The sequence below is a fragment of the Paucibacter soli genome (assembly GCF_037482845.1).
Classification (GTDB): Bacteria; Pseudomonadota; Gammaproteobacteria; order Burkholderiales; family Burkholderiaceae_C; genus Paucibacter_B; species Paucibacter_B soli.
This window is the reverse complement of record NZ_JBBHJW010000002.1, coordinates 352179-372040: the sequence shown is the minus strand read 5'-3', so window position 1 is coordinate 372040 and position 19862 is coordinate 352179. Positions and strand designations below refer to the sequence as shown.

Below are 19862 nucleotides of genomic sequence, written 5' to 3'. Positions count from 1 at the left end.
TCGGGACCATCGGTGCGACGAGGCGACGAGCGCCCCCGCCGGGCTGACGAACGACGTGTTTGCGGGACGGAGATCAGTCCAGCACGAAGACGACGGCGCTGCGCGCCGGCAGGCTGAAGCGCCCCTGCGCCGGCGCATAGGCAGCCCCGGTTGCCACGCGCCGGTCCGCAGCAGCGGCGCCGGCCTGCACCGGATGCAGGCGATAGGCCTGGCCTGCCTCGCTCGGCAGCACCAGCTCATGCGCCTGCTTGTCGACGTTGACGAAGTACAGCAGCGCACGCCAGCCGGCGCCTGCATGGCCTCGCCCATCCAGCTTGGCCGCGATCACGACCGGGTTCTGGCTCGGGCCGGTGTTGAGGAACTGCAGACGCTGCCGCACCTCCGCCGCACTGCGCAGACGGAACAGCGTGCTGCTGGCGCGGATGCGCAGCAGGTCGGCCAGCGCGGCATTCGTCCAGGCGATCTCGACGGGCCCCGGCTTGATGGCCGGATCGGCCAGCAGGGGCCGCATCAGCGTGAAGTCGGCGCCGTTGTCGGCCTGGGGCGGCAGTCCGCTGCCGAAGAAGTTGGTCTTGAGGCTCCAGTCGAGCCGGTTGAACCAGTCGCCCGATTCATAGCTGTTGCGGTCCAGCGACTTGGAGCGCAGCAGCTCCAGCCCCGCATGGAAATAGGCCACGCCCTGGCTGAAACTGTTGAGCGCCGCGGCCAGCACCTGCACGCGCGCGCGCTCGGCCGCGCTGGTGGCACGCGGCAGGCGCCAGACGTTGATGTCGAACAGGGTCTGGTTGTCGTGGTTGTCCACGTAGTTCACCACCTCGGCGGGCTGCGAGGCATAGCCGGCGGGCTGGCCGGCATAGTCGATCTGGTCCAGCCTTTTGCGCTCGCCGGTCCAGGTCTCGAGCTCGAACTCGCGCAGCGAGCCGGCCAGGCCCACCCGCACCAGATCGGCAGCCCGCAGCAACTCCTCGGGGTCATGCTGACCATGGCCGTTTGGGTCGTAGACCAGCCCGTTGACATAGCCCTGGCGGGATCGCAAGGCCTCGCCGCTGTCGGCGGCGCTGCCGCCGCGGATGGCGTCGCGCGCGCGGTCGCTGAAGGTACCGATGCCGCTGCCGTTGAGCGAGAGCTGCGAGGCCTGCACAAAGCGTGCACCGTTGGCGACCTCACCGAAATTCCAGCCCTCGCCGATCAGCTGCACCTCACGGCCCAGCTCGCGCCGCAGGCGCGCCTGCAGCTGCTCCATCAGGGCACGCGGCTGGTGGCCCATCAGGTCAAAGCGGAAGGAGGCGATCTTGTACTCGCGCGCCCATAGCAGCACCGAATCCAGCAGCAGCTTGCCCATCATCAGGTGCTCGGTGGCGGTGTTGTCGCAGCAGGTCGAGCGCTCGACCCGTCCGGCCGCATCCAGGCGCTGGTAGTAGCCGGGCACGATGCGATCCAGCACCGACTGCGCCGCCTGGCCCGATGCGGCGCTGTGGTTGTAGACCACGTCCATGCCCACCCGCAGCCCGGCCTGGTGCAGCCCCATCACCATGCGGCGGAACTCCAGCACGCGGCGCGCGCCATCCTCGGCATCGCTGGCATAGCTGCCCTCGGGGGCGTTGTAGTGCCAGGGGTCGTAGCCCCAGTTGTAGCAATCGCGCCCCGCCAGCGCCATCACGGCGGCCTGCTGGCGCTCGCTGTCGGGCGCGGCCTTGGGCACCTTGGGCCGCAGGCAGCCGCGCTCGGGGATGCTGGCGATGTCAAACACCGGCAGCAGGTGCACGTCGGTGATGCCGGCCCGGCGCAGCGCGCGCAGATGGCGCATGCCGCGCGAGCCGCTATCGGTGAAGGCCAGGTATTTGCCACGATGCGCCGCGGGCACGCTGTCGTCGCCAATGGAGAAATCGCGCACATGCAACTCGTAGATCGCCATGTCGGTGGGCGCCTCGACGCCGGCCGGAATGCGGCTGGCGGCCCAGCCGGGCGGCTGCAGACGCGCGGCAGCCAGGTCGGCTATATAGCTGCGCTGCGAGTCGGCGCTCAGGCTGAGCGCATAGGGATCGGTGACGAGGTTGCGCACCAGGCCCACGCCGGGCACAAAGACCTGCAGCAGATAACGGTAATACTGCCCGTCCAGGCGCTGCGCCGGGCCGCCGCTCCAGGCGCCGGTGGCGGCATCCAGGCTCAGCGGCAGCAGCCGGCTGGCCCGGCCCTGCGCGCGCGGGTAGATGCAGACCGACACCGCCTGCGCGGTCGGCGCCCAGAGCTTGAAGCGCGTGCCGGCACCCGTTGGCAGACTCACGCCCAGGTCGGGCAGTTGGGCGGCAGCGGCATACAGATCGTCCAGCGCGCCGGCCAGTTGCAGGCCGGTGGCCTGCGGCGCGGCACCATCGGCAGGCTCGTGGACCAGCAGCAACTGTTGCCTCAGCAGCTCCTGCAGCGTCTCGCGCGGCATGCCGGCGGGCAGGCTCAGGCGCGCACCGGCGCCCAGATGCTGGCGCGGCGTGCCCGCCAGTTCAGCCGAGGTCAGGCCTTGCGCTTGCAGGCTCAGCACGCCGTCGGCTCCGCTCACCCTCCCCTGCGCCAGCGTCAGGCGCCCGGCTGCCGAGTGGTAGAGCTTGTAGCTGCCAGCCACTGCCATGCCGGGCCAGGCGATCTGCCGCGCATCCAGCCAATGCGCCCTGGCCTCGATGGCGGGCGCGGCCTGCAAGAGCTGGTCGGCCGGCGCATCGCAGGCAGCCGCGGCGGTCTCGGCCCGCACGCCACCCGCCATGCTCGCGACGCCCAGGCACAAGCCGATCTGGACGGCCGCCCATTGCTTCACCATCATGTTGCGTCGCATCTCCTCGCCCTCTCAGCCGTTCACGCCACCAAAAACATAGTAGCAAAACTACACACATTTCATAAGCGATGAATTCACCAACACGAAACACCACGATGAATGGCATGCTTGAATCTGAACGGCACATTCAATGAAAAGTATTTTTACTACATTCTCCAGGTCAACATGATGAAGCAATGCGCGCCTCTGAAACTTCTGTCCCTGGGCCTGGCTCTGGCAGCCGCAACAGCCCATGCCGCGCCGGTGGACCTGAGTCCGGTACCGCAGCGCCCCAGCGCCAGCCCCCTGCGGCCCGGCTGGGCCCATGGCGCCTTCATGGAGATCTTTGTGCGCGGCTACCACGACAGCGACGGCGACGGCATAGGCGATCTGCGCGGCCTGACGCAGCGACTGGACTATCTGAAGGAGCTGGGCATCAAGGGCATTTGGTTGATGCCCATCTTCAGCAGCGCCGACCACGACCATGGCTATGCCACCACCGACTTCCGCAGCATCGAACCCGCCTACGGCAGCCTGGCGGACTTCGACGAGTTGATCAAGCAGGCGCATGCGCGCGGCATCGGCGTGATCATCGACTACATCCTCAACCACAGTGCCCAGGCCCATCCCTTGTTCGCCGAGGCGCGCGCCAGCAAGGCGAGCCCCTACCGCGACTGGTTCGTCTGGCGCGAGCCGAGCGAGGATCTGAAGGACTGGGACATCTGGGGCCAAAACCCCTGGTACGCGGAAGGCGGTAGCCACTACTTCGGCACCTTCGGGCCCCATATGCCGGACTTCAATCTGCGCAACCCGGCGGTCGTGGCCTACCACGGCGACAGCCTGCGCTTCTGGCTCAACCGCGGGCTCGACGGCTACCGCCTCGACGCCGTACCGCATCTGATCGAGAACAACGCCCGGGACTGGAACGACCAACCCGAGAGTCGCCGCCTGACCGGCGACTTCAGCCGCCTGATACGCAGCTATGCGCGCCGCCATGTGGTGTGCGAAGCCACCGCCGAGCCCAAGGTCTACGCCGCGCCGTCGATTTGCGGCAGCGCCTTCGCCTTCGGCCTGGAGGGCAAGATCGTCAAGGCCGCCAAGGGCGATGCCGAGGCGATCAAGGCGGTCGGGCAATACTTCGAGAGCGCACCGCTGGACATGGCAACCATGCTCTCCAACCACGACATCTTTGCCGGCGCGCGCGCCTGGGACCAGTTCGGCGGCAACGAGGCGCAGTACAAGCTGGCGGCGGCCACCTACCTGCTGCTGCCAGGCACGCCCTTCATTTACTACGGCGAGGAGGTGGGCATGGCGGGCGTACCAGGGCTGGCGGGTGACGAGCCGCTGCGCAGCCCGATGAGCTGGAGCGCGGATGCCAGCGGCTTCAGCCGCAGCGAGACGCCCTTCCGCCCGGCCTCGCCCAACGCCGCCAGCCACAATGCCCAGCAGCAGCAAGCCGATCCGAACTCGATCCTGAACTTCTACAAGGCCATGCTGAGGCTGCGCAATGGCCGGCCCGAACTGACGCGCGGCAGCTACCGGCTAGCCTTTGCCGATGGCCAGGTGCTGGGCTTCGAGCGCCGCCTCGGCGGCCGCTTGAGCCTGGTGCTGATCAACTATGGCGAGCAGGCGCGGCAGATCGAGCTGGGGCCGCAGCCCGGCGGCCTGACGCGCCAGTATCCGACCGCAGCTACGCGCGCCCAGCAAGGGCGACGCTTCGAGTTGCCGCCGCAATCCGTTCAAGTCTTCTCCAGCAGCCGCGCAAAATGAACCTCCAGAGAGCCAATCTGCTCGCCGCCGCCCTGCTGTGCCTGGCCATGGGCCAGGCTAGCGGCCAGCAACTCGAGCGCATCGAACCCGCCAACTGGTGGGTGGGCATGAAGCAAAAGCGCCTGCAGCTGATGTTGCACGGCCAGGGCATTGCCGAGCTGAAGCCGCGGCTGCGCCCCTATGCCGGCGTGCGCATGCTGGGCAGCCAGCGCAGCGACAGCCCCAACTACCTGTTCCTGGACCTGGAGATCCAGCCCGGCGCCCGCCCCGGCAGCCTGCAGCTGGAACTGCAGCGCGCCGGCAAGGCGGTGCTGAGCCCGGCCTACCCGCTGTGGGCACGCACGCCCGGCTCGGCACGGCGCCAGGGCTTCGGCCCACGCGACGCGATCTACCTGATCGTGCCCGACCGCTTCGCCAATGGCGAGCCGCGCAACGACCAGATGGACGCGCTGGGCGACCGCCTCGACCGCAACAAGCCCGGCGCCCGCCATGGCGGCGACCTGGCCGGCCTGGCCCAGCATCTGGACTACATCGCCGCGATGGGCTTCACCCAGGTCTGGCCCACGCCGCTGCTGGAGAACAAGCAGCCTGAGTACTCCTACCACGGCTATTCGCCCACCGACCTCTACAAGATCGATCCGCGCTTCGGCAGCAACGAGGACTACCGGCAGTTGGTGGCGCGCGCCAAGGCCCTGGGCCTGGGCTTCATCCAGGACATCGTGCCCAACCATATCGGCTCGGGCCATTGGTGGATGCAGGACCCGCCCAGTCGCGACTGGGTCAACCCCGGCCAGCCCTATCTGGAAACCAACCACCGCCACAGCACGGTGCAGGACCCCTATGCGGCCACCAGCGACCGCCGCCACTTCCAGGACGGCTGGTTCGTGCCCAGCATGCCCGACCTGAACCAGCGCCAGCCGCTGCTGGCCACCTATCTGGTGCAGAACGCCATCTGGTGGATCGAGTATGCGGGGCTGAGCGGCCTGCGCGTCGACACCTATCCCTATTCGGACAAGGCCTTCCTGGCGCGCTGGTCGGCCGCCATCATGGCCGAGTATCCCGCCCTCACCATGGTGGGCGAGGAAATGAGCGACAACCCGCTGATGGTGGCGTATTGGCTCAAGGGCCGGCGCAATGCCGACGGCTATGTCTCGGCCATGCCCAGCATGATGGACTTCCCGCTGCATGGCCGCCTGCGCGACGCGCTCAGCGAGCCCGAGGGGCGCGGCTATGGCGTGGGGCTGGGCAAGCTCTACGAGGCCATGATGAACGACGCCCTCTACCCCGATCCCGCTCGCATGGTGCTGTTCGAGGGCAACCACGACACCAACCGCATCTTCTCGGCGCTAGGCGAAGACGAGGCCCTGATGCGCATGGCCGCCGCCGTGATCGCCACCACCCGGCGCACGCCGCAGTTCTTCTACGGCACCGAGCTGTTGATGAAAAGCCCGCTGCAGCGCGATGACGGCGTGGTGCGCAGCGACTTCCCCGGCGGCTGGGCCGGCGATACCAGCAACGGCTTTACCGCCGAAGGCCTGACCCCCGCACAGCGCGAATTCCAGGTCTGGCTGCGCAAGCTGCTGAATTGGCGCAAGAGCGCCAGCGCGGTGCACCAGGGTTCGCTGACACATTACAACCCGCTGGACGGCGTATATGTCTATTTCCGAGCCGACAAGCGGCAGCGGGTGATGGTGGTGCTGAACAAGAACGCCAGCGAAACCCGGCTTGAGCTGGCGCGCTTTGCCGAGCAATGCCAGCCCGGGGCGCAGGTCACCGACGTCATCAGCGGCCAGACCTTTCCCTTGGGCAGCATCCTCAGCCTACCGGCGCGCTCGGCCCAGGTGCTGGAGATAGGCCCGCGCGCGCCCTGAACGAGCAAGAGGCCCTTGCGGGCCTCTTGGCATGCCGTTGGCAGCGCGGGGTCAGGTCTTGCGAGCGCGGCGCTGCACCAGCGCGCCCAGTACCGCCAGTCCCGCCAGCATCAGCGCATAGCTCGCGGGCTCGGGCACGGGATTGGCCACCAGGCCAACCTTGAGCTCGTTTTGCGGCTGCGCCGTGATCGAGGCAAAGGAGTTTGGCCCCGAGGTCGCCGACAGCGTCAGGCTGCCGCCACTGAAGCTGAAGCTGCTGAAAGCGCCGACGGGCTGGCTGCTAGCGGTCGCGTAGTAGCCGGTACTGAAATTGCCGGAACTGTTGGTCACCGTGCGGGTCAAGCTTGGATTGATCGACATGGCATTGCCGTCCAGCATGACCACGCCGCTCACCGAGGCCGAGGTGCTGCCCTTGAACTCACTGAATACCAGATTGCCCAGAAAAGAAGTGAGCGGGCCACTCAAGGTCCAGCCGGGATTGGCGCTCAGCGTGAAGGATGGCAGCTCAAAAACCGCCTCGGCCGGCGTACCCTCGCTGACCACTTGAACAGCGGTCGGCACATTCCAGCCAAAGCCGGTCACGCCACCGCCGGCGCTGAAGCTGAAGCTCGGCGAGCCGAACACCGTGCCGCTGTCGTAATCGAGCCGGAAGGCACCGTAGTCAATCGTTGCGGCACCCGCGCCACCGGCAAAAAGCGCAGCCGCCAGCCCGATGGCGGAAAACAGCCGGGACTTCAATTGCATGACTTCTCCTCTCCAGGCGAATCAGGTGGCGGCACGCGGCCGCGTGCCAAGCCGGCAAAGCCTGACGGAACGCGCACCGCTTGTACACCCCCAAGTTGCAAATGCGGCGCTGCGGGCGCGCCGCCGCGGGCGCGTCCCATGTCCACCCCGCCGCGCCTGTGATGCAATGCACCCACCTTATGGAATCGGGAGCTTGAACATGGGCAGCGGAAAAATCCTTGTCGCGCAGGGCGGTGGCCCCACCGCGGTGATCAACCAGTCGCTGGTGGGCGTGGTGCTGGAGGCGCGCCGCCACAAGAGCGTGAGCCTGGTCTATGGCGCCCGCCAAGGCGTGCGCGGCATCATCAACGAGGACTTTGTCGACCTGACGCAGGAGACCAGCCACAACCTGGAGCTGGTGGCCGGCACGCCGGCCTCGGCGCTGGGCTCCACCCGCGACAAGCCCGACCTCGCCTATTGCCAGCAGATCTTCAAGGTGCTGCAGGCGCATGAGATCGAGCATTTCTTCTACATCGGCGGCAACGACTCCTCCGACACGGTGCGCATCGTCAGCGAGGAGGCCAAAAAGGCCGGCTACCCGCTGCGCTGCATCCACATCCCCAAGACCATAGACAACGACCTGGTCGGCAACGACCACACGCCCGGCTTTCCCTCGGCGGCACGCTTCGTGGCCCAGGCCTTTGCCGGCGCCAACCTCGACAACGCCGCCCTGCCCGGCGTCTATGTGGGCGTGGTGATGGGCCGGCACGCGGGCTTCCTGACCGCCGCCGCCGCCCTGGGCAAGAAGTTCCCCGACGACGGCCCGCACCTGATCTACCTGCCCGAGCGCGTGTTCGAGCTGGAGAAGTTTCTGGCCGACGTGAAGGCCGCCCATGCGCGCCACGGCCGCTGCGTGATCGCCGTCTCCGAGGGCATACACGACGCCAGCGGACAGCCGATCGCGGCGCAGTTGGTGAAGGACCTGGAGCACGATGCGCATGGCAATGTGCAGCTCTCGGGCAGCGGCGCGCTGGCCGACCTGCTGTGCGAGGAGATCAAGAGCAAGCTCGGCATCAAGCGCGTGCGCGGAGACACCTTCGGCTACCTGCAGCGCAGCTTCGTCGGCTGCGTCTCGGATGTGGACCAGCGCGAGGCGCGCGAGGTCGGCGAGAAGGCGGTGCAGTACGCGATCTGGGGCGACCGCGACGGTTCGGTGGCGATCAAACGCAACGGCTATTACTCGGCCGATTACGAGCTGCTGCCGCTGCAGGCGGTGGCCGGCAAGACGCGCGTGATGGAAGACGAGTTCATCAGCCCCTGCGGCACCGACATCACCGACGCCTTCCGCCTCTATCTGCGCCCGCTGCTGGGATCGGGCATGCCCGACGCCTACCGCCTGCGCCCCAACCCGGTGGCCAAGCGCCTGCAGCGGCCGGAATGAAGTCCAGGGGCCTGTGCTCCGAACTGCTGGCCAGGGCCGAAGCCCTGGCCAATATCGGCCAGGCCGCGCAGGCGGTGCAGCTGGCCGAGCAGGCGCTGTCGCTGGGGCAGGAAAGCGGCGACATCGAGACCCAGGCACAGGCGATGCTGTGCCTGTCGAGCTGCCAGCTGCGCCTGCTGGGCGGCTACCGCCAGGCACATGAACTGGCGCAGCGCGCCGCATTGCTGTTTGAACGCTGCGACCTCGCCGCCGACGAGGCGCTCGCGCTGTGCACCCATGCCATCGCCTCCACCCGCCTGGGCCATTACGAGGAGGCGGTGGAAAGTGCCCTGCTGGCAGTGCGCCTGAGCGAGGCGCTGCCGCCGGGCCGCGAGCAGGTGATGGCCCACCATGCGCTGGGGGTGGCCGCGCACAGCGGCCGCAACTATGCCGAGGCCGAGCGCGCCTTCGAGAATGCGGTGGCGATCTCGCGCCGCTGCGAGCCGCCGCTCAACACCTACGAGCTGCACATCAATATGGCCCTGGTGGCGATTGCCGACCATGCCAACGAGCGCCGTCTCGGCCAGACGCCGACGGCGCTGCCGCGCCTGGCCCGCCATTTGGACGATGCCGCCCTCAGCCCGCACCAGGCGCATGAACTCAATGCGATGGCGCCGGGCAGCCTGCATGCGCTGCAGGTCAAGGCCACGCTGGCGCGCGCCCTGCACCATTGCTGGCGGCTCGACACCACACAGGCCCAGGCCGAGCTGAACCGCTTGCGCGACTACGAAAGCAGCTTCGCCCAGGCCTGGGTCAGCGCCGCCGCGCATTGGTGCGTGGCCGAGCTGGCGCTGGCGCGCGGCGAGCTGGCCGGCGCCGAGGGCGCCGCGCGCCTGATGAGCGCCTGCGGCCAGCAGGCACGCCACGAGGGCTTCATACAGCTGGGGCAGAGCCTGGTGAGCTATCTGTGCGAACTGCAGGGCCGCCACCGCGAGGCTCTGGAGGCGTTGCGCGAGCTCTCGCGCCACGAGCAGGAGACGCGCAAGCAAAGCCTGCAGAACCGCGCCCATGTGATCGATTGGCAGCTGCAGCTGCGCCAGCACCGGCGCGATGTCCAGCAGCTGGAGCAGCTGGCGATGCGAGACATGCTCACCGGCCTGCCCAATCGCCGCCACTTCGAGCAGCATCTGCGCCTGCTGCTGCTCAAGGAGCAGCGCATGCCGCCCTGCCTGGCGCTGATCGACGTGGACCATTTCAAGCAGGTGAACGACAACTTCTCGCATGGCGTCGGCGACGCGGTGCTGAAGGCACTGGCCCAGTTGCTGCGCGAGCATGTGCGTGAGCTGGACCTGCCCGCGCGCCTGGCCGGCGACGAATTCGTGCTGCTGCTGGTGGACGCCGGGCTGGGGCGCGCCCAACAGGTTTGCGAGCGCCTGCAGGCCAGCGTGCGTGCCTACGACTGGGGCCGGCTGGCGCCCGGCTTGCAGCTGAGCATCAGCCTGGGCCTGGCCGAGCTGCGCCCTGGCGAGGGCCTGGAAGCGCTGCTGGAGCGCAGCGACGCCGACATGTACCGCGCCAAGCGCGCGCGCTGAGCGCGCGGCTTCAGGCGGAGCGGAAGATCAGCGCCTTCAACCGCTGCAGGCGCGGCGCCACCACCGGCACGGTCAGCATGGTGCTGGCCACGGCCATCAGCAGCAGCGCGGTGAAGGTCTCGCTGGTGATGATCTGCTTGTCCAGCAGGATGTTGGCAAAGATGATCATGATCAGTGCCTTGGTCTGCAGCAGCCAGCCGATGATGGAGGCCTCGCCCGGCTGCCATTTCAGGATGCGGCCGGCCAGGTGCACACCTGCCAGCTTGCCCACCACCGAGGCGAGCAGCAGCGCAGCCGCGGCAACGAACACCGCCGCACCGCCCACGTCCCAGTTGGTACGCAGCCCGGTGCTGAGGAAGAACACCGGCATCAGCACCAAGAGCACATGCTGGCGCAGCAGGTCCATCTGGGCCTGGTCGAACCAGTCGCCGTCCATCACCGCGCCGGCCAGAAAGGCGCCCACCATGAAGTGCAGGCCCGACCAGTCGGCGCCAAAGGCGCACAGGGCCAGCCAGATCAGGCCGACGAACCAGCGGTCGCGCTCGGGGATGGCGCGCATCAGCTTGCGAAAGCCCCAGGTGAGCGCGCCGAAGGCGGCCAGGAACAGCGCCTGCTTGCCCACGCGGCCCCAGTCCATCAGGATCAGCGCCAGCACGCCCCAGATCGCGATGTCGTCCACGCTGGCATAGCGCAGGATGCGCTGGCCTATCGGTTGGCGCAGGATCTCGAGCTTTTCCATCAGCAGTATCAGGATGGGCAGGGCCGTGACCGCGCTGGACATGCCCACGCCCAGCACGAACTGCCAGCTGAGCGCCTTGGCGCCCATCCAGCCCGCGCCGGCCAGCATGCCCAGCGCCACCACGCAGCCCAGCACCAGCGGCGCGCCCAGCGCCAGGCCGGCGGTGATGCCGCTCTCGACGCGGTGCTGCCAGGCCTTCTTGAGATCGAGTTCGATGCCGGCGATCCAGACGAACAGCATCACCGCCCACCAGGCAATGCCGTTGAGCGACTGCACCACCTGGGGGTTGAAGACGAACTGGTAATAGTCGGGGAAGGCGCGGCCCAGCACGCCCGGGCCCAAGAGGATGCCGGCAATGATCTGCACCACCACCAGCGGCGCGAAATAGTCGGTGCCGCCAAGGCGCCAGACCAGATAGGGCACGGTGAAGATGATCGCCATGGCGATCAGGAAGATTTCGGTGGTGTTCACGCTGCGGGCTCGATGATCAAGGCAAATGCAAGAGGGCCAGGGGCGCGCGGCCGCTGGCGGCGCTGATCACCCCCAGCACCCGGCCGGGTTCCGCGCCCAGCATCTCCCAGCCGAAGCGCCAACCCCAGTTGCCGCCCAGGATGCCAGGAATATTCATGCGGTGGGAGCTGGGAAGCCCCAACACATCCTGCATCGGGAATACCGCGATATGGGCCACCGAGTTGCAGCAGGCGCGGATCATGGCCCAGTGCACATCGTGCGCGCCGCAGGCCAGGTAGCTGCCGGCGAAGGCACGCTCGCGCGGGCTGGCGCTGTCCCACCAGCCGCGCACCGTGTCGTTGTCGTGCGTGCCGGTGTAGGCCACGCTGTTGCGCGGCCACATATGGGGCAGGAACTCATGCGTGGCGTCGCCACCAAAGCCGAACTGCAGGATCTTCATGCCGGGGAAGCCGCAGCCGTCGCGCAGTGCATGCACATCGTCGGTGATGAAGCCCAGATCCTCGGCCACGATGGGCAGTTTGCCCAGCGTGGCTTCGATGGCGTCGAACAGCGCCTTGCCCGGGCCCTTGACCCAGCGCCCCTGCTTGGCATCGGGGCTGCTGGCGGGGATCTCGTAATAGCCGGCGAAGCCGCGGAAATGGTCGATGCGGAACACATCGGCCTGGCTCAGCGCGCGCTGCACGCGCGCCGTCCACCAGGCGTAGTTCTCGGCCGCCATGCGGTCCCAGCGGTAGAGCGGGTTGCCCCAGCGTTGGCCCTCGGTGGACATGGCATCGGGCGGCACGCCGGCCACCACCGTGGTCTGGAAGTTCTCGTCGAGGTGATAGAGATCGGGGCGCGACCAGCAGTCGGCGCTGTCATGCGCCACGAAGATGGGCAGGTCGCCCATGATGTGCACGCCCTTGGCATTCGCATAGGCCTTGAGCGCGCCGATCTGCGCATCGAACTGCCATTGCACGAACTGCCAGAACTGGAACTCGGCCGCATGGCTCTGGCGCGCCGCGGCCAGCGCGGCGGGCTCGCGCTTAGCCAGCGCCGACGTCCAGCTCCACCAGGGCTGGCCGTGCAGCGGCGAGCGTATCGCCATGAAGAGCGCGTAATCGTCCAGCCAGCTCGCGTTGGCCTGGCACCAGTCGGCAAAGGCACTGCGGTCGGCGGCATCGGCCTGCGCGAAGAAGCCGGCGGCGGCCAGGCGCAGCTGCTGTTCGCGCCAGGGCAGCACGCGGCCGTAGTCGACACGCTGGGCATCGAAGCCGCCCTCGGGCAGGCGCGGCGGCGCCAGCCAGCCCTTGGCCACCAGGGGCTCGAAGGCCACCATCCACTGGCTGCCGGCAAAGGCCGAGACGCCCTGGTAAGGGCTGTCGCCCGGGCCGATAGGCGTGGTGGGCAGCAGCTGCCACAGGCCCTGGCCGGCGCTGGCCAGCCAGTCCACATAGCGATAGGCGTCGGGACCGAAATCGCCCATGCCATGCGGGCCGGGCAAGGAGGTGATGTGCAGCAGCACACCGGCGGTGCGTTGGGTCAGATCCATAGCGGCTTTCTAGGAGTGCAGCAGCAGCAAGATGCTGCGTGCGGGAACTTGCAGGGTTCTGGCCGGGGTCAGGTCTTGCGGGCTCAGCTCGCCGCTGCTGTCGAGCAGCAGGCGCCAGGGCTGGGGCGTGAGCGTAAAGCCTTGCGGCGCGGCCTCGGGGTTGAAGAGGATGGCCAGGCGGGCCTGGGCAGCGCCGGCGGCGCGCAGCATGCATGCGAAGGCATGCTCGCCGCCATGGTGCCAGTCATGCACCTGCATCTCCTGGCCGGCCGGGCTGTGCCAGCTGATGCAGGCATCCCCTGCCCCGCCGCAGCCCGGGCCCGCATACCAGCGCGCATGGCGCAGCAGGCCATGTTCGCGGCGCAGGCGCAGCAGCTCGCCCACATAGGCGGCGAGCCCGTGGTCGGCGCTGTCCCAGTTGAGCCAGCCGATCGCGTTGTCCTGGCAGTAGGCGTTGTTGTTGCCGCCCTGGCTGTTGGCGATCTCGTCGCCGGCGTTCAGCATCGGCGTGCCCTGGGCCAGCAGCAGGGTAGCCAGCATGGCGCGGCGCACGCGTTCGCGGGTGGCGCGGATGCCGGCATCGTCGCTGGCGCCCTCGGCACCGAAGCCGCTGCTCAGCTCGCCATCGCGGCCGTCGCGGTTGTCTTCGCCGTTGGCGTGGTTGTGCTTGTGGTCGTAGCTCACCACGTCGTTGAGGGTGTAGCCGTCGTGCACGGCGACGAAGTTCACCGAGGCGCTGGGGCTGCGCTGGGCATGGTGGAACAGATCGCTGGAGGCGCTGAAGCGGCGCGCGAACTCGCCGCGGCCGACCTTGCCACTGCCCAACCAGTAGCCGCGCACCGCGTCGCGGAACTTGTCGTTCCACTCCAGGAAGCGGCCCGGAAAGCGGCCCAGCTGGTAGCCGTCATAGCCGGCATCCCAGGGTTCGGCGATCAGGTGCACGCCCGCCAGCACCGGATCCTGGCGCAGCGCGGTGAAGAAGGCGGCATTGCCGTCGAAGCCATGGCGGGTGCGGCCCAGCACCGGCGCGAGGTCGAAGCGGAAACCGTCCACGCCCAGCTCCTGCACCCAGTAGCGCAGCGAATCCAGCACGAACTGGGCCACGCGCGGATGCGCGGTGTTGAGCGTGTTGCCGCAGCCGGTGAGGTTCTCGCAGCGGCTCGCGTCGTCCGGCACCAGGCGGTAGTAGCTGCGGTTGTCCAGGCCCCGGAAGGACAGCGTGGGCCCGAATTCGTTGCCCTCGGGCGTGTGGTTGTAGACCACGTCCAGCACCACCTCCAGCCCATGTTCGTGCAGGGTCTGGACCATGGCGCGGAACTCGGCCACCACGGCGCTCGGGTCCTGGCGGTGCGCGGCCTGCGCCAGGCGCGGGTCGGGTGCGAAGAAGCCCAGGGTGTTGTAGCCCCAGTAGTTGTGCAGGCCCTTGTCGGCCAGATGCGGCTCGTCCACGCAGTACTGCACCGGCAAGAGCGACAGCGTGCTCACGCCCAGGGCCTTGAAATGCGCGATCGCGGCCGGATGCGCCAGCGCCGCATAGCTGCCGCGCAAACGCTCGGGAATGCCGGGGTGCAGCTGCGAGAAGCCCTTCACATGCACCTCGTACAGCACCAGGTCGGCGGCCGCATGGCGCGGCGCGCTGGCGCGCGGGCTCAGGCCTTCGAGCGGCGCCGCCACGCGCGCCTTCAGGGCCTGGGCGGCGTTGTCGCGCGCGTCGAAGGAGCGCGGCCCCTCCGGATGGCCCAGCTCGTAGCCATGGTGCTCGGCATGCCAGCCGAAATGGCCGACGATTTCGCGCGCATAGGGGTCCAGCAGCAGCTTGTGCGGGTTGTAGCGCTGGCCGGCCTCGGGCTGGTAGGGGCCATGCGCGCGCAGGCCGTAGACAAGACCTGGCCCCAGGCCGGGCAGAAAGCCATGGAACACGCCGTCGTGCGGGCCGTCAAGCGCATAGCGGCGCAGCTCGCGCTGGCCGCTGGCGTCAAAGATGCACAGCTCCACGGCCTGCGCGTGCTCGGCAAACACCGCGAAGTTGATGCCGCCGTCGCGCGCCAACGCGCCCAGGGGCTCGTGGCGGCCTGGCTCGATATGGCTGGGCAAAGGGGTGAGCGTCATGCGGGTAGCAGAAACAGGGTCGCCAGCGGCGGCAGACTGAGGGTCAACACGCCCTGCTCCACCGGCAGCGACGCGTCGAGATTGCCGGCATTGCTGCCGCCGTAATGGGCCGAGTCGGTGTTGAGCAGCTCGCGCCAGGCGGTGGCAGCGCCACTGGGCAGGGGCAGCTTGTAGCCATGGCGCGGCACCGGCGTGAAATTGCTCACCACGATCACGCTGCCGCCCGCGCCGTCATGGCGCGCCCAGGCGAACACCGACTGCTCGCGGTCTTGCTGCTGCAGCCACTCGAAACCCGCGGCCTCGCAGTCCAGCTTGTGCAGGGCCGGCTGCTCGCGGTAGATGCGGTTGAGGTCGCGCACCAACTGCTGCACGCCGGCATGGCGCGCATCGTCGAGCAGCTCCCAGGGCAGCGTCGCATCGTGGTTCCATTCGTCGGGCTGGCCGAACTCCTGACCCATGAAGAGCAGTTTCTTGCCCGGGTGGCCCCACATGAAGCCGTAGTAAGCGCGCAGATTGGCGAACTTCTGCCAGTCATCGCCCGGCATCTTGCCCAACATAGACCCCTTGCCATGCACCACCTCGTCGTGCGAGATCGGCAGCACGAAGTTCTCGCTGAAGGCGTAGACCAGGCCGAAGCTCATCTTGTCGTGGTGCCAGCGGCGATGCACCGGTTGCTCGCGCATATAGCCGAGGGTGTCGTTCATCCAGCCCATATTCCACTTGTAGTGGAAGCCCAGGCCGCCGCTGTAGGTGGGCGCCGAGACGCCCGGGAAACTGGTGCTCTCCTCGGCCACCGTGATGGCGCCGGGCGCTTCGCGGCCGAGCAATTCGTTCATCGCGCGCAGCAGCGCGATCGCTTCCAGGTTCTCGCGCCCGCCGTGCACATTGGGCAGCCACTCGCCCGAGGGGCGCGAATAGTCGCGGTAAAGCATCGAAGCCACCGCGTCCACGCGCAGGCCGTCGACGCCCCAGCGCTCGGCCCAAAACAGCGCGTTGCCGGCCAGGAACTGCCGAACCTCGCGGCGCCCGAAGTTGTAGATCAGCGTGTTCCAGTCGCGATGGAAGCCCTCGCGCGGGTCCGCGTACTCGTACAGATGCGTGCCGTCGAATTGCGCCAGGCCATGGGCATCGGCCGGGAAATGCGCCGGCACCCAGTCGAGCAGCAGGCCCAGGCCGCGCGCATGGCAGGCGGCGACGAAGCGTGCAAAACCCTCCGGCGGGCCGAAGCGCGCCGAGGGCGCGTACAGGCCCAGGGTCTGGTAGCCCCAGGAACCATCGAAGGGGTGCTCGCTGATGGGCATCAGCTCCAGGTGCGTGAAGCCCAGGTCCGCCGCGTAGCCGGGCAGGCTGGCGGCCAGCTCGTCCCAGGTCGGGAAGGCGCCGTCGCCGCGGCGCCAGGAGGCCAGGTGCACCTCGTAGATGGCGATGGCGGCATCGCGGCGGTTGGCGGCCGCACGGGCGGCAGGCAAGGCCGTCGGCGCGGGCAGCGCGGCCACCACGCTGGCGGTGTCGGGCCGCAGCTGCGCCGCGCGTGCATAGGGGTCGGCCTTGAGCGGCAGCAGCGTGCCATCGGCGCCCACCAGTTCGTATTTGTAGAGATCACCCGCAGCCGCATGGGGCACGAAGATCTCCCACACGCCGGCCTCGTGGCGCAGGCGCATCGGGTGGCGGCGGCCGTCCCAGCCGTTGAAGCTGCCCACCACGCTGACGCGGCGCGCGTTCGGCGCCCACACGGCAAAGCGCACGCCGGTCACTTCGCCATGCTGCAGCGGCTGCGCACCCAGGGCCAGGTAGGGGCGCGGATGCGTGCCCTCGCGCAGCAGGGTCAGGTCTTGCTCGCCGAGCTGGGGGCCGTAGGCATAGGCGTCGGCCAGTTCGCTGGCGGTACCGTCCGCCCTTTGCACCGCCAGGCGGTAGTCAAAGCGCTTTCTGCGGCGCGGGATCGCGGCTTCGAAGAAGCCCAGCGCGCGCTCGGTCAGCAGCGCCAACGGCCTGCCGCTGCCGGCTTCCAGCACGCTCACCCGCAAAGCACCAGGCAGCAGCGCCCTCAGCCAGAGGCGGCCGCCCGCGTCCTCATGCAGGCCCAGGGCCGCAAAGGGATCGCTGTGGCGCGCCTCCAGCAGCGCGCTGATCTGCTCGGCATCCAGCATCGGATCAGGCTCCGTTCAGCCCAGGCTCTTGACCGACCAGACGCGCTCCACATAGTCGGCGATGGTGCGGTCGGAAGAGAACCAACCCATGCCCGCCACGTTCAGCACCGCGCGCTGCCCCCAGGCCGCCTGGTCCTGGTAGAGCGCATCAACGCGCGCCTGGGTGGCCACGTAGTCGGCAAAGTCGGCCATCAGCATATACGGATCGCTGCCCAGCAGCTTGTCCACCAGCGGGCGGTAGCGGGCGCTGTCGCCGGCCGAGAAATCGCCGTTGGCAATCGCGTCGATCACGGCCTGCAGTTGCTTGTTCTCTTCCACATGCAGGCGCGGGTCGTAGCCCAGCGCCTTGATGCGCGCCACCGCGTCGGTGCGCAGGCCGAAGACGAACATGTTTTCCACGCCCATGGCTTCGGCCATCTCGATATTGGCGCCGTCCCAGGTGCCGATGGTGAGCGCACCGTTCATCGCGAACTTCATATTGCCGGTGCCCGAGGCCTCGGTGCCGGCGGTGGAGATCTGCTCGGAGAGGTCGGCGGCCGGGATGATGGTCTCGGCCACCGAGACGCCGTAGTTGGGCAGGAACACCAGCTTGAGCTTGTCGCCCACGCGCGGGTCGCTGTTGACCACGCGGCCCACGTCGTGCGCCAGCTGGATGATGAGCTTGGCCATGAAGTAGGCCGAGGCCGCCTTGCCGGCGATCACCACGGTGCGCGGGGTCCAGTTGGCGCCTGGGTTGGCGACGATGGCCTGGTAGCGCGCGATCACATGCAGGATGTTGAGCAGTTGGCGCTTGTACTCGTGGATGCGCTTGATCTGCACATCGAACAGGCTGTCGGGGTTCACCGCCAGGCCCAGCTCGCGGCGTATCAGCGCGGCCAGGCCTTCCTTGTTGGCGCGCTTGACGGCCAGGAACTGCTGCACCAGCGTGGCATCCTTGGCCAGGCCCTTGAGCTTGGCCAGCTCGGCGAGGTCCTGGCGCCAGCCCTGGCCGATGCGCTGGTCCAGCAGCGCCGAGAGGCCGGGGTTGCATTGCTGCAGCCAGCGGCGCGGCGTCACACCATTGGTGACGTTATGAAAGCGCTCGGGCCAGATGCGCGCGTAGTCGGCGAAGATGGTCTGCACCATCAGCTCCGAATGCAGGGCCGCCACGCCGTTGACGCGGTGCGAGGCCACGATGGCCAGATGGGCCATGCGCACGCGGCGCTCGCCGCCGCTGCCGTAGCCGCCGTCTTCCTCGATCAGCGAGACGCGGCCCAACAGTGCCTCGTCGCCCGGGAAGCGCTGGCGCAGCTCGTCCATGAAGCGCTGGTTGATCTCGAAGATGATCTCCAGATGGCGCGGCAGCAGCGCTTCCATCATGGCCAGCGGCCATTTCTCCAGCGCCTCCGGCATCAGCGTGTGGTTGGTGTAGGAGACCGCGTCGCGGGTGATGGCCCAGGCCTCGTCCCAGGCCAGGCCATGCTGGTCCAGCAACAGGCGCATCAGCTCGGCCGGCGCCAGGGCCGGGTGCGTGTCGTTCAGATGGATGGCATTGCACTTGCCCAAGTTGTGCAGCGAGCCGAATTCGCGCAGATGACGCGCAATCAGATCCTGCAGCGAGGCGCTCACCAGCAAGGCCTCCTGCTTGAGGCGCAGCTGGCGGCCGGCGTCGGTGGAGTCGTCGGGATAGAGCACCCAGTTGATGGCCTGGGCGGCCACGCGGTGCTGGGCGGCGGCGGCATAGTCGCCGCGGCAGAAGGCGTTGAAGTCGATGGGCGCGACGGCGCTGGCCTGCCACTGGCGCAGCGTCGAGACGCGCTCGCTGTGGTGGGCCGGCACGATGAAGTCCACCGCCTGGGCCAGCAGTTGCTCGGCGGGCTGCCAATGGCGGCTGCCATCGGCCTCGACCACCACGCGGCCGCCAAAGCCCACCGGATAGCGCACTTCGGGGCGCGGCACCTCCCAAGGTTGGCCCAGGGCCAGCCAATCGTCAGGCGCCTCGACCTGGCGGCCGTCCTGGATGGCCTGAGCAAACATGCCGTATTCATAGCGCAGGCCGTAGCCGAAGGATGGCAGGCCCAGCTCGGCAAAGGAATCGAGGAAACAGGCGGCCAGCCGACCCAGGCCACCATTGCCCAGCGCGGCGTCGTGCTCGCGCTCCAGCACATCGGGCAAGGCCTGACCCTGGGCGGCAAAGGCCTCGCGCAGGGTCTCGTCCAGGCCCAGCGCGGCGATCGCATTGCCGAGCGCGCGGCCCATCAGGAATTCCATCGAGAGGTAGTGCACGCGGCGCACCGGCGCCTGCGCGCCGCGCTGGGCGTCGGCCGCCTGGGTCGCGGCCCAGCGCTGGCTCAACAGTTCGCGGCAGGCACAGGCAGCGGCACGCATCAGGGTCTCGCGGCTGGGCGCCTGCGCCGACTGGCTCAGTTCGCGCTGCAGCGCGGCCTTGAATTGGGCTTGCATCTCGGATTGCGGTGTGTTCATCGTGGTGACGCTCTTGAATCTTGCCTTGATGGCGTGGAGGGCGGAGGCGGTCATAGGGTGTTCAGCAATGGGGCCATGACAGCGTCTCCACGAAGATCACCCGCAGGGCGGGCAGCGGAAGCGCGAGCGCTTGGCCGGGGGCACAAGAAGCCGCAGCAGCGGCAGCGATGGGTAAAGTATCGCCCACGACTTGGAATTTGTGTAGTTTCACTACATCTGG

General features: G+C 68.4%; 11 protein-coding genes. 4 read left to right on the top strand and 7 right to left on the bottom strand.

Going from position 1 to position 19862, the window contains the following annotated elements:
• Positions 1-73 precede the first annotated feature (73 nt).
• Positions 74-2812 carry an alpha-1,6-glucosidase domain-containing protein gene (locus WG898_RS06350; RefSeq protein WP_339601917.1) on the bottom strand — a complete coding sequence of 913 codons (2739 nt, stop codon included), beginning with the start codon at positions 2810-2812 and terminating at the stop codon, positions 74-76.
• Positions 2813-2989: 177 nt separating this feature from the next.
• On the opposite strand from WG898_RS06350, the gene WG898_RS06345 reads away from it, so the two are divergent.
• On the top strand, positions 2990-4573 hold the full coding sequence (locus tag WG898_RS06345; protein ID WP_339601916.1) for an alpha-amylase family glycosyl hydrolase: 1584 nt from the start codon (positions 2990-2992) through the stop codon (positions 4571-4573).
• Complete coding sequence (locus WG898_RS06340) at positions 4570-6444, top strand: glycoside hydrolase family 13 protein (RefSeq protein ID WP_339601915.1); 1875 nt, start codon at positions 4570-4572, stop codon at positions 6442-6444. Before WG898_RS06345 ends, WG898_RS06340 begins: the two co-directional genes overlap by 4 nt.
• A gap of 51 nt (positions 6445-6495) precedes the next feature.
• Here the strand turns inward: WG898_RS06340 and WG898_RS06335 are convergent, their stop codons facing one another.
• Positions 6496-7188 carry a PEP-CTERM sorting domain-containing protein gene (locus WG898_RS06335; protein WP_339601914.1) on the bottom strand — a complete coding sequence of 231 codons (693 nt, stop codon included), beginning with the start codon at positions 7186-7188 and terminating at the stop codon, positions 6496-6498.
• 199 nt (positions 7189-7387) lie between these two features.
• On the opposite strand from WG898_RS06335, the gene WG898_RS06330 reads away from it, so the two are divergent.
• A complete protein-coding gene (locus WG898_RS06330) occupies positions 7388-8608 on the top strand; it encodes a 6-phosphofructokinase (protein ID WP_339601913.1) in 1221 nt (406 codons plus the stop codon).
• Positions 8605-10179, top strand: coding sequence for a tetratricopeptide repeat-containing diguanylate cyclase (locus tag WG898_RS06325; RefSeq protein WP_339601912.1), 1575 nt, complete (start codon positions 8605-8607; stop codon positions 10177-10179). The genes WG898_RS06330 and WG898_RS06325 overlap by 4 nt, the downstream gene beginning before the upstream one ends.
• Positions 10180-10189: 10 nt before the next feature.
• Here WG898_RS06325 and WG898_RS06320 read toward each other — a convergent pair whose 3' ends face one another.
• The 5 genes from WG898_RS06320 to WG898_RS06300 are packed head-to-tail and all read right to left on the bottom strand — an operon-like array spanning position 10190 to position 19642.
• Positions 10190-11389, bottom strand: a complete 1200-nt coding sequence (locus WG898_RS06320) for a cation:proton antiporter (RefSeq protein WP_339601911.1) — start codon at positions 11387-11389, stop codon at positions 10190-10192.
• Positions 11390-11405: 16 nt separating this feature from the next.
• Positions 11406-12920 (bottom strand): 4-alpha-glucanotransferase, encoded by a 1515-nt coding sequence (gene malQ, locus WG898_RS06315; RefSeq protein ID WP_339601910.1) that lies wholly within the window; start codon positions 12918-12920, stop codon positions 11406-11408.
• A 9-nt stretch (positions 12921-12929) separates the two neighbouring features.
• Entirely contained in the window at positions 12930-15029 is a 2100-nt protein-coding gene (gene glgX, locus WG898_RS06310; RefSeq protein WP_339601909.1) for a glycogen debranching protein GlgX, read from the bottom strand.
• Entirely contained in the window at positions 15026-17179 is a 2154-nt protein-coding gene (gene glgB, locus WG898_RS06305) for a 1,4-alpha-glucan branching protein GlgB (protein WP_339601908.1), read from the bottom strand. The genes glgX and glgB overlap by 4 nt, the downstream gene beginning before the upstream one ends.
• Before the next feature lie 15 nt (positions 17180-17194).
• Entirely contained in the window at positions 17195-19642 is a 2448-nt protein-coding gene (locus tag WG898_RS06300; protein WP_339601907.1) for a glycogen/starch/alpha-glucan phosphorylase, read from the bottom strand.
• Positions 19643-19862 lie beyond the last annotated feature (220 nt).

Excerpts from the sequence above, each read along its gene's own strand:
- WG898_RS06330 (WP_339601913.1), top strand. The coding sequence starts at position 7,388 with ATGGGCAGCGGAAAAATCCTTGTCGCGCAGGGCGGTGGCCCCACCGCG.
- WG898_RS06335 (WP_339601914.1), bottom strand. The coding sequence starts at position 7,188 with ATGCAATTGAAGTCCCGGCTGTTTTCCGCCATCGGGCTGGCGGCTGCG.
- WG898_RS06340 (WP_339601915.1), top strand. The coding sequence starts at position 4,570 with ATGAACCTCCAGAGAGCCAATCTGCTCGCCGCCGCCCTGCTGTGCCTG.
- WG898_RS06345 (WP_339601916.1), top strand. The coding sequence starts at position 2,990 with ATGATGAAGCAATGCGCGCCTCTGAAACTTCTGTCCCTGGGCCTGGCT.
- malQ (WP_339601910.1), bottom strand. The coding sequence starts at position 12,920 with ATGGATCTGACCCAACGCACCGCCGGTGTGCTGCTGCACATCACCTCC.
- WG898_RS06325 (WP_339601912.1), top strand. The coding sequence starts at position 8,605 with ATGAAGTCCAGGGGCCTGTGCTCCGAACTGCTGGCCAGGGCCGAAGCC.
- WG898_RS06350 (WP_339601917.1), bottom strand. The coding sequence starts at position 2,812 with ATGATGGTGAAGCAATGGGCGGCCGTCCAGATCGGCTTGTGCCTGGGC.
- glgX (WP_339601909.1), bottom strand. The coding sequence starts at position 15,029 with ATGACGCTCACCCCTTTGCCCAGCCATATCGAGCCAGGCCGCCACGAG.
- glgB (WP_339601908.1), bottom strand. The coding sequence starts at position 17,179 with ATGCTGGATGCCGAGCAGATCAGCGCGCTGCTGGAGGCGCGCCACAGC.
- WG898_RS06300 (WP_339601907.1), bottom strand. The coding sequence starts at position 19,642 with ATGAACACACCGCAATCCGAGATGCAAGCCCAATTCAAGGCCGCGCTG.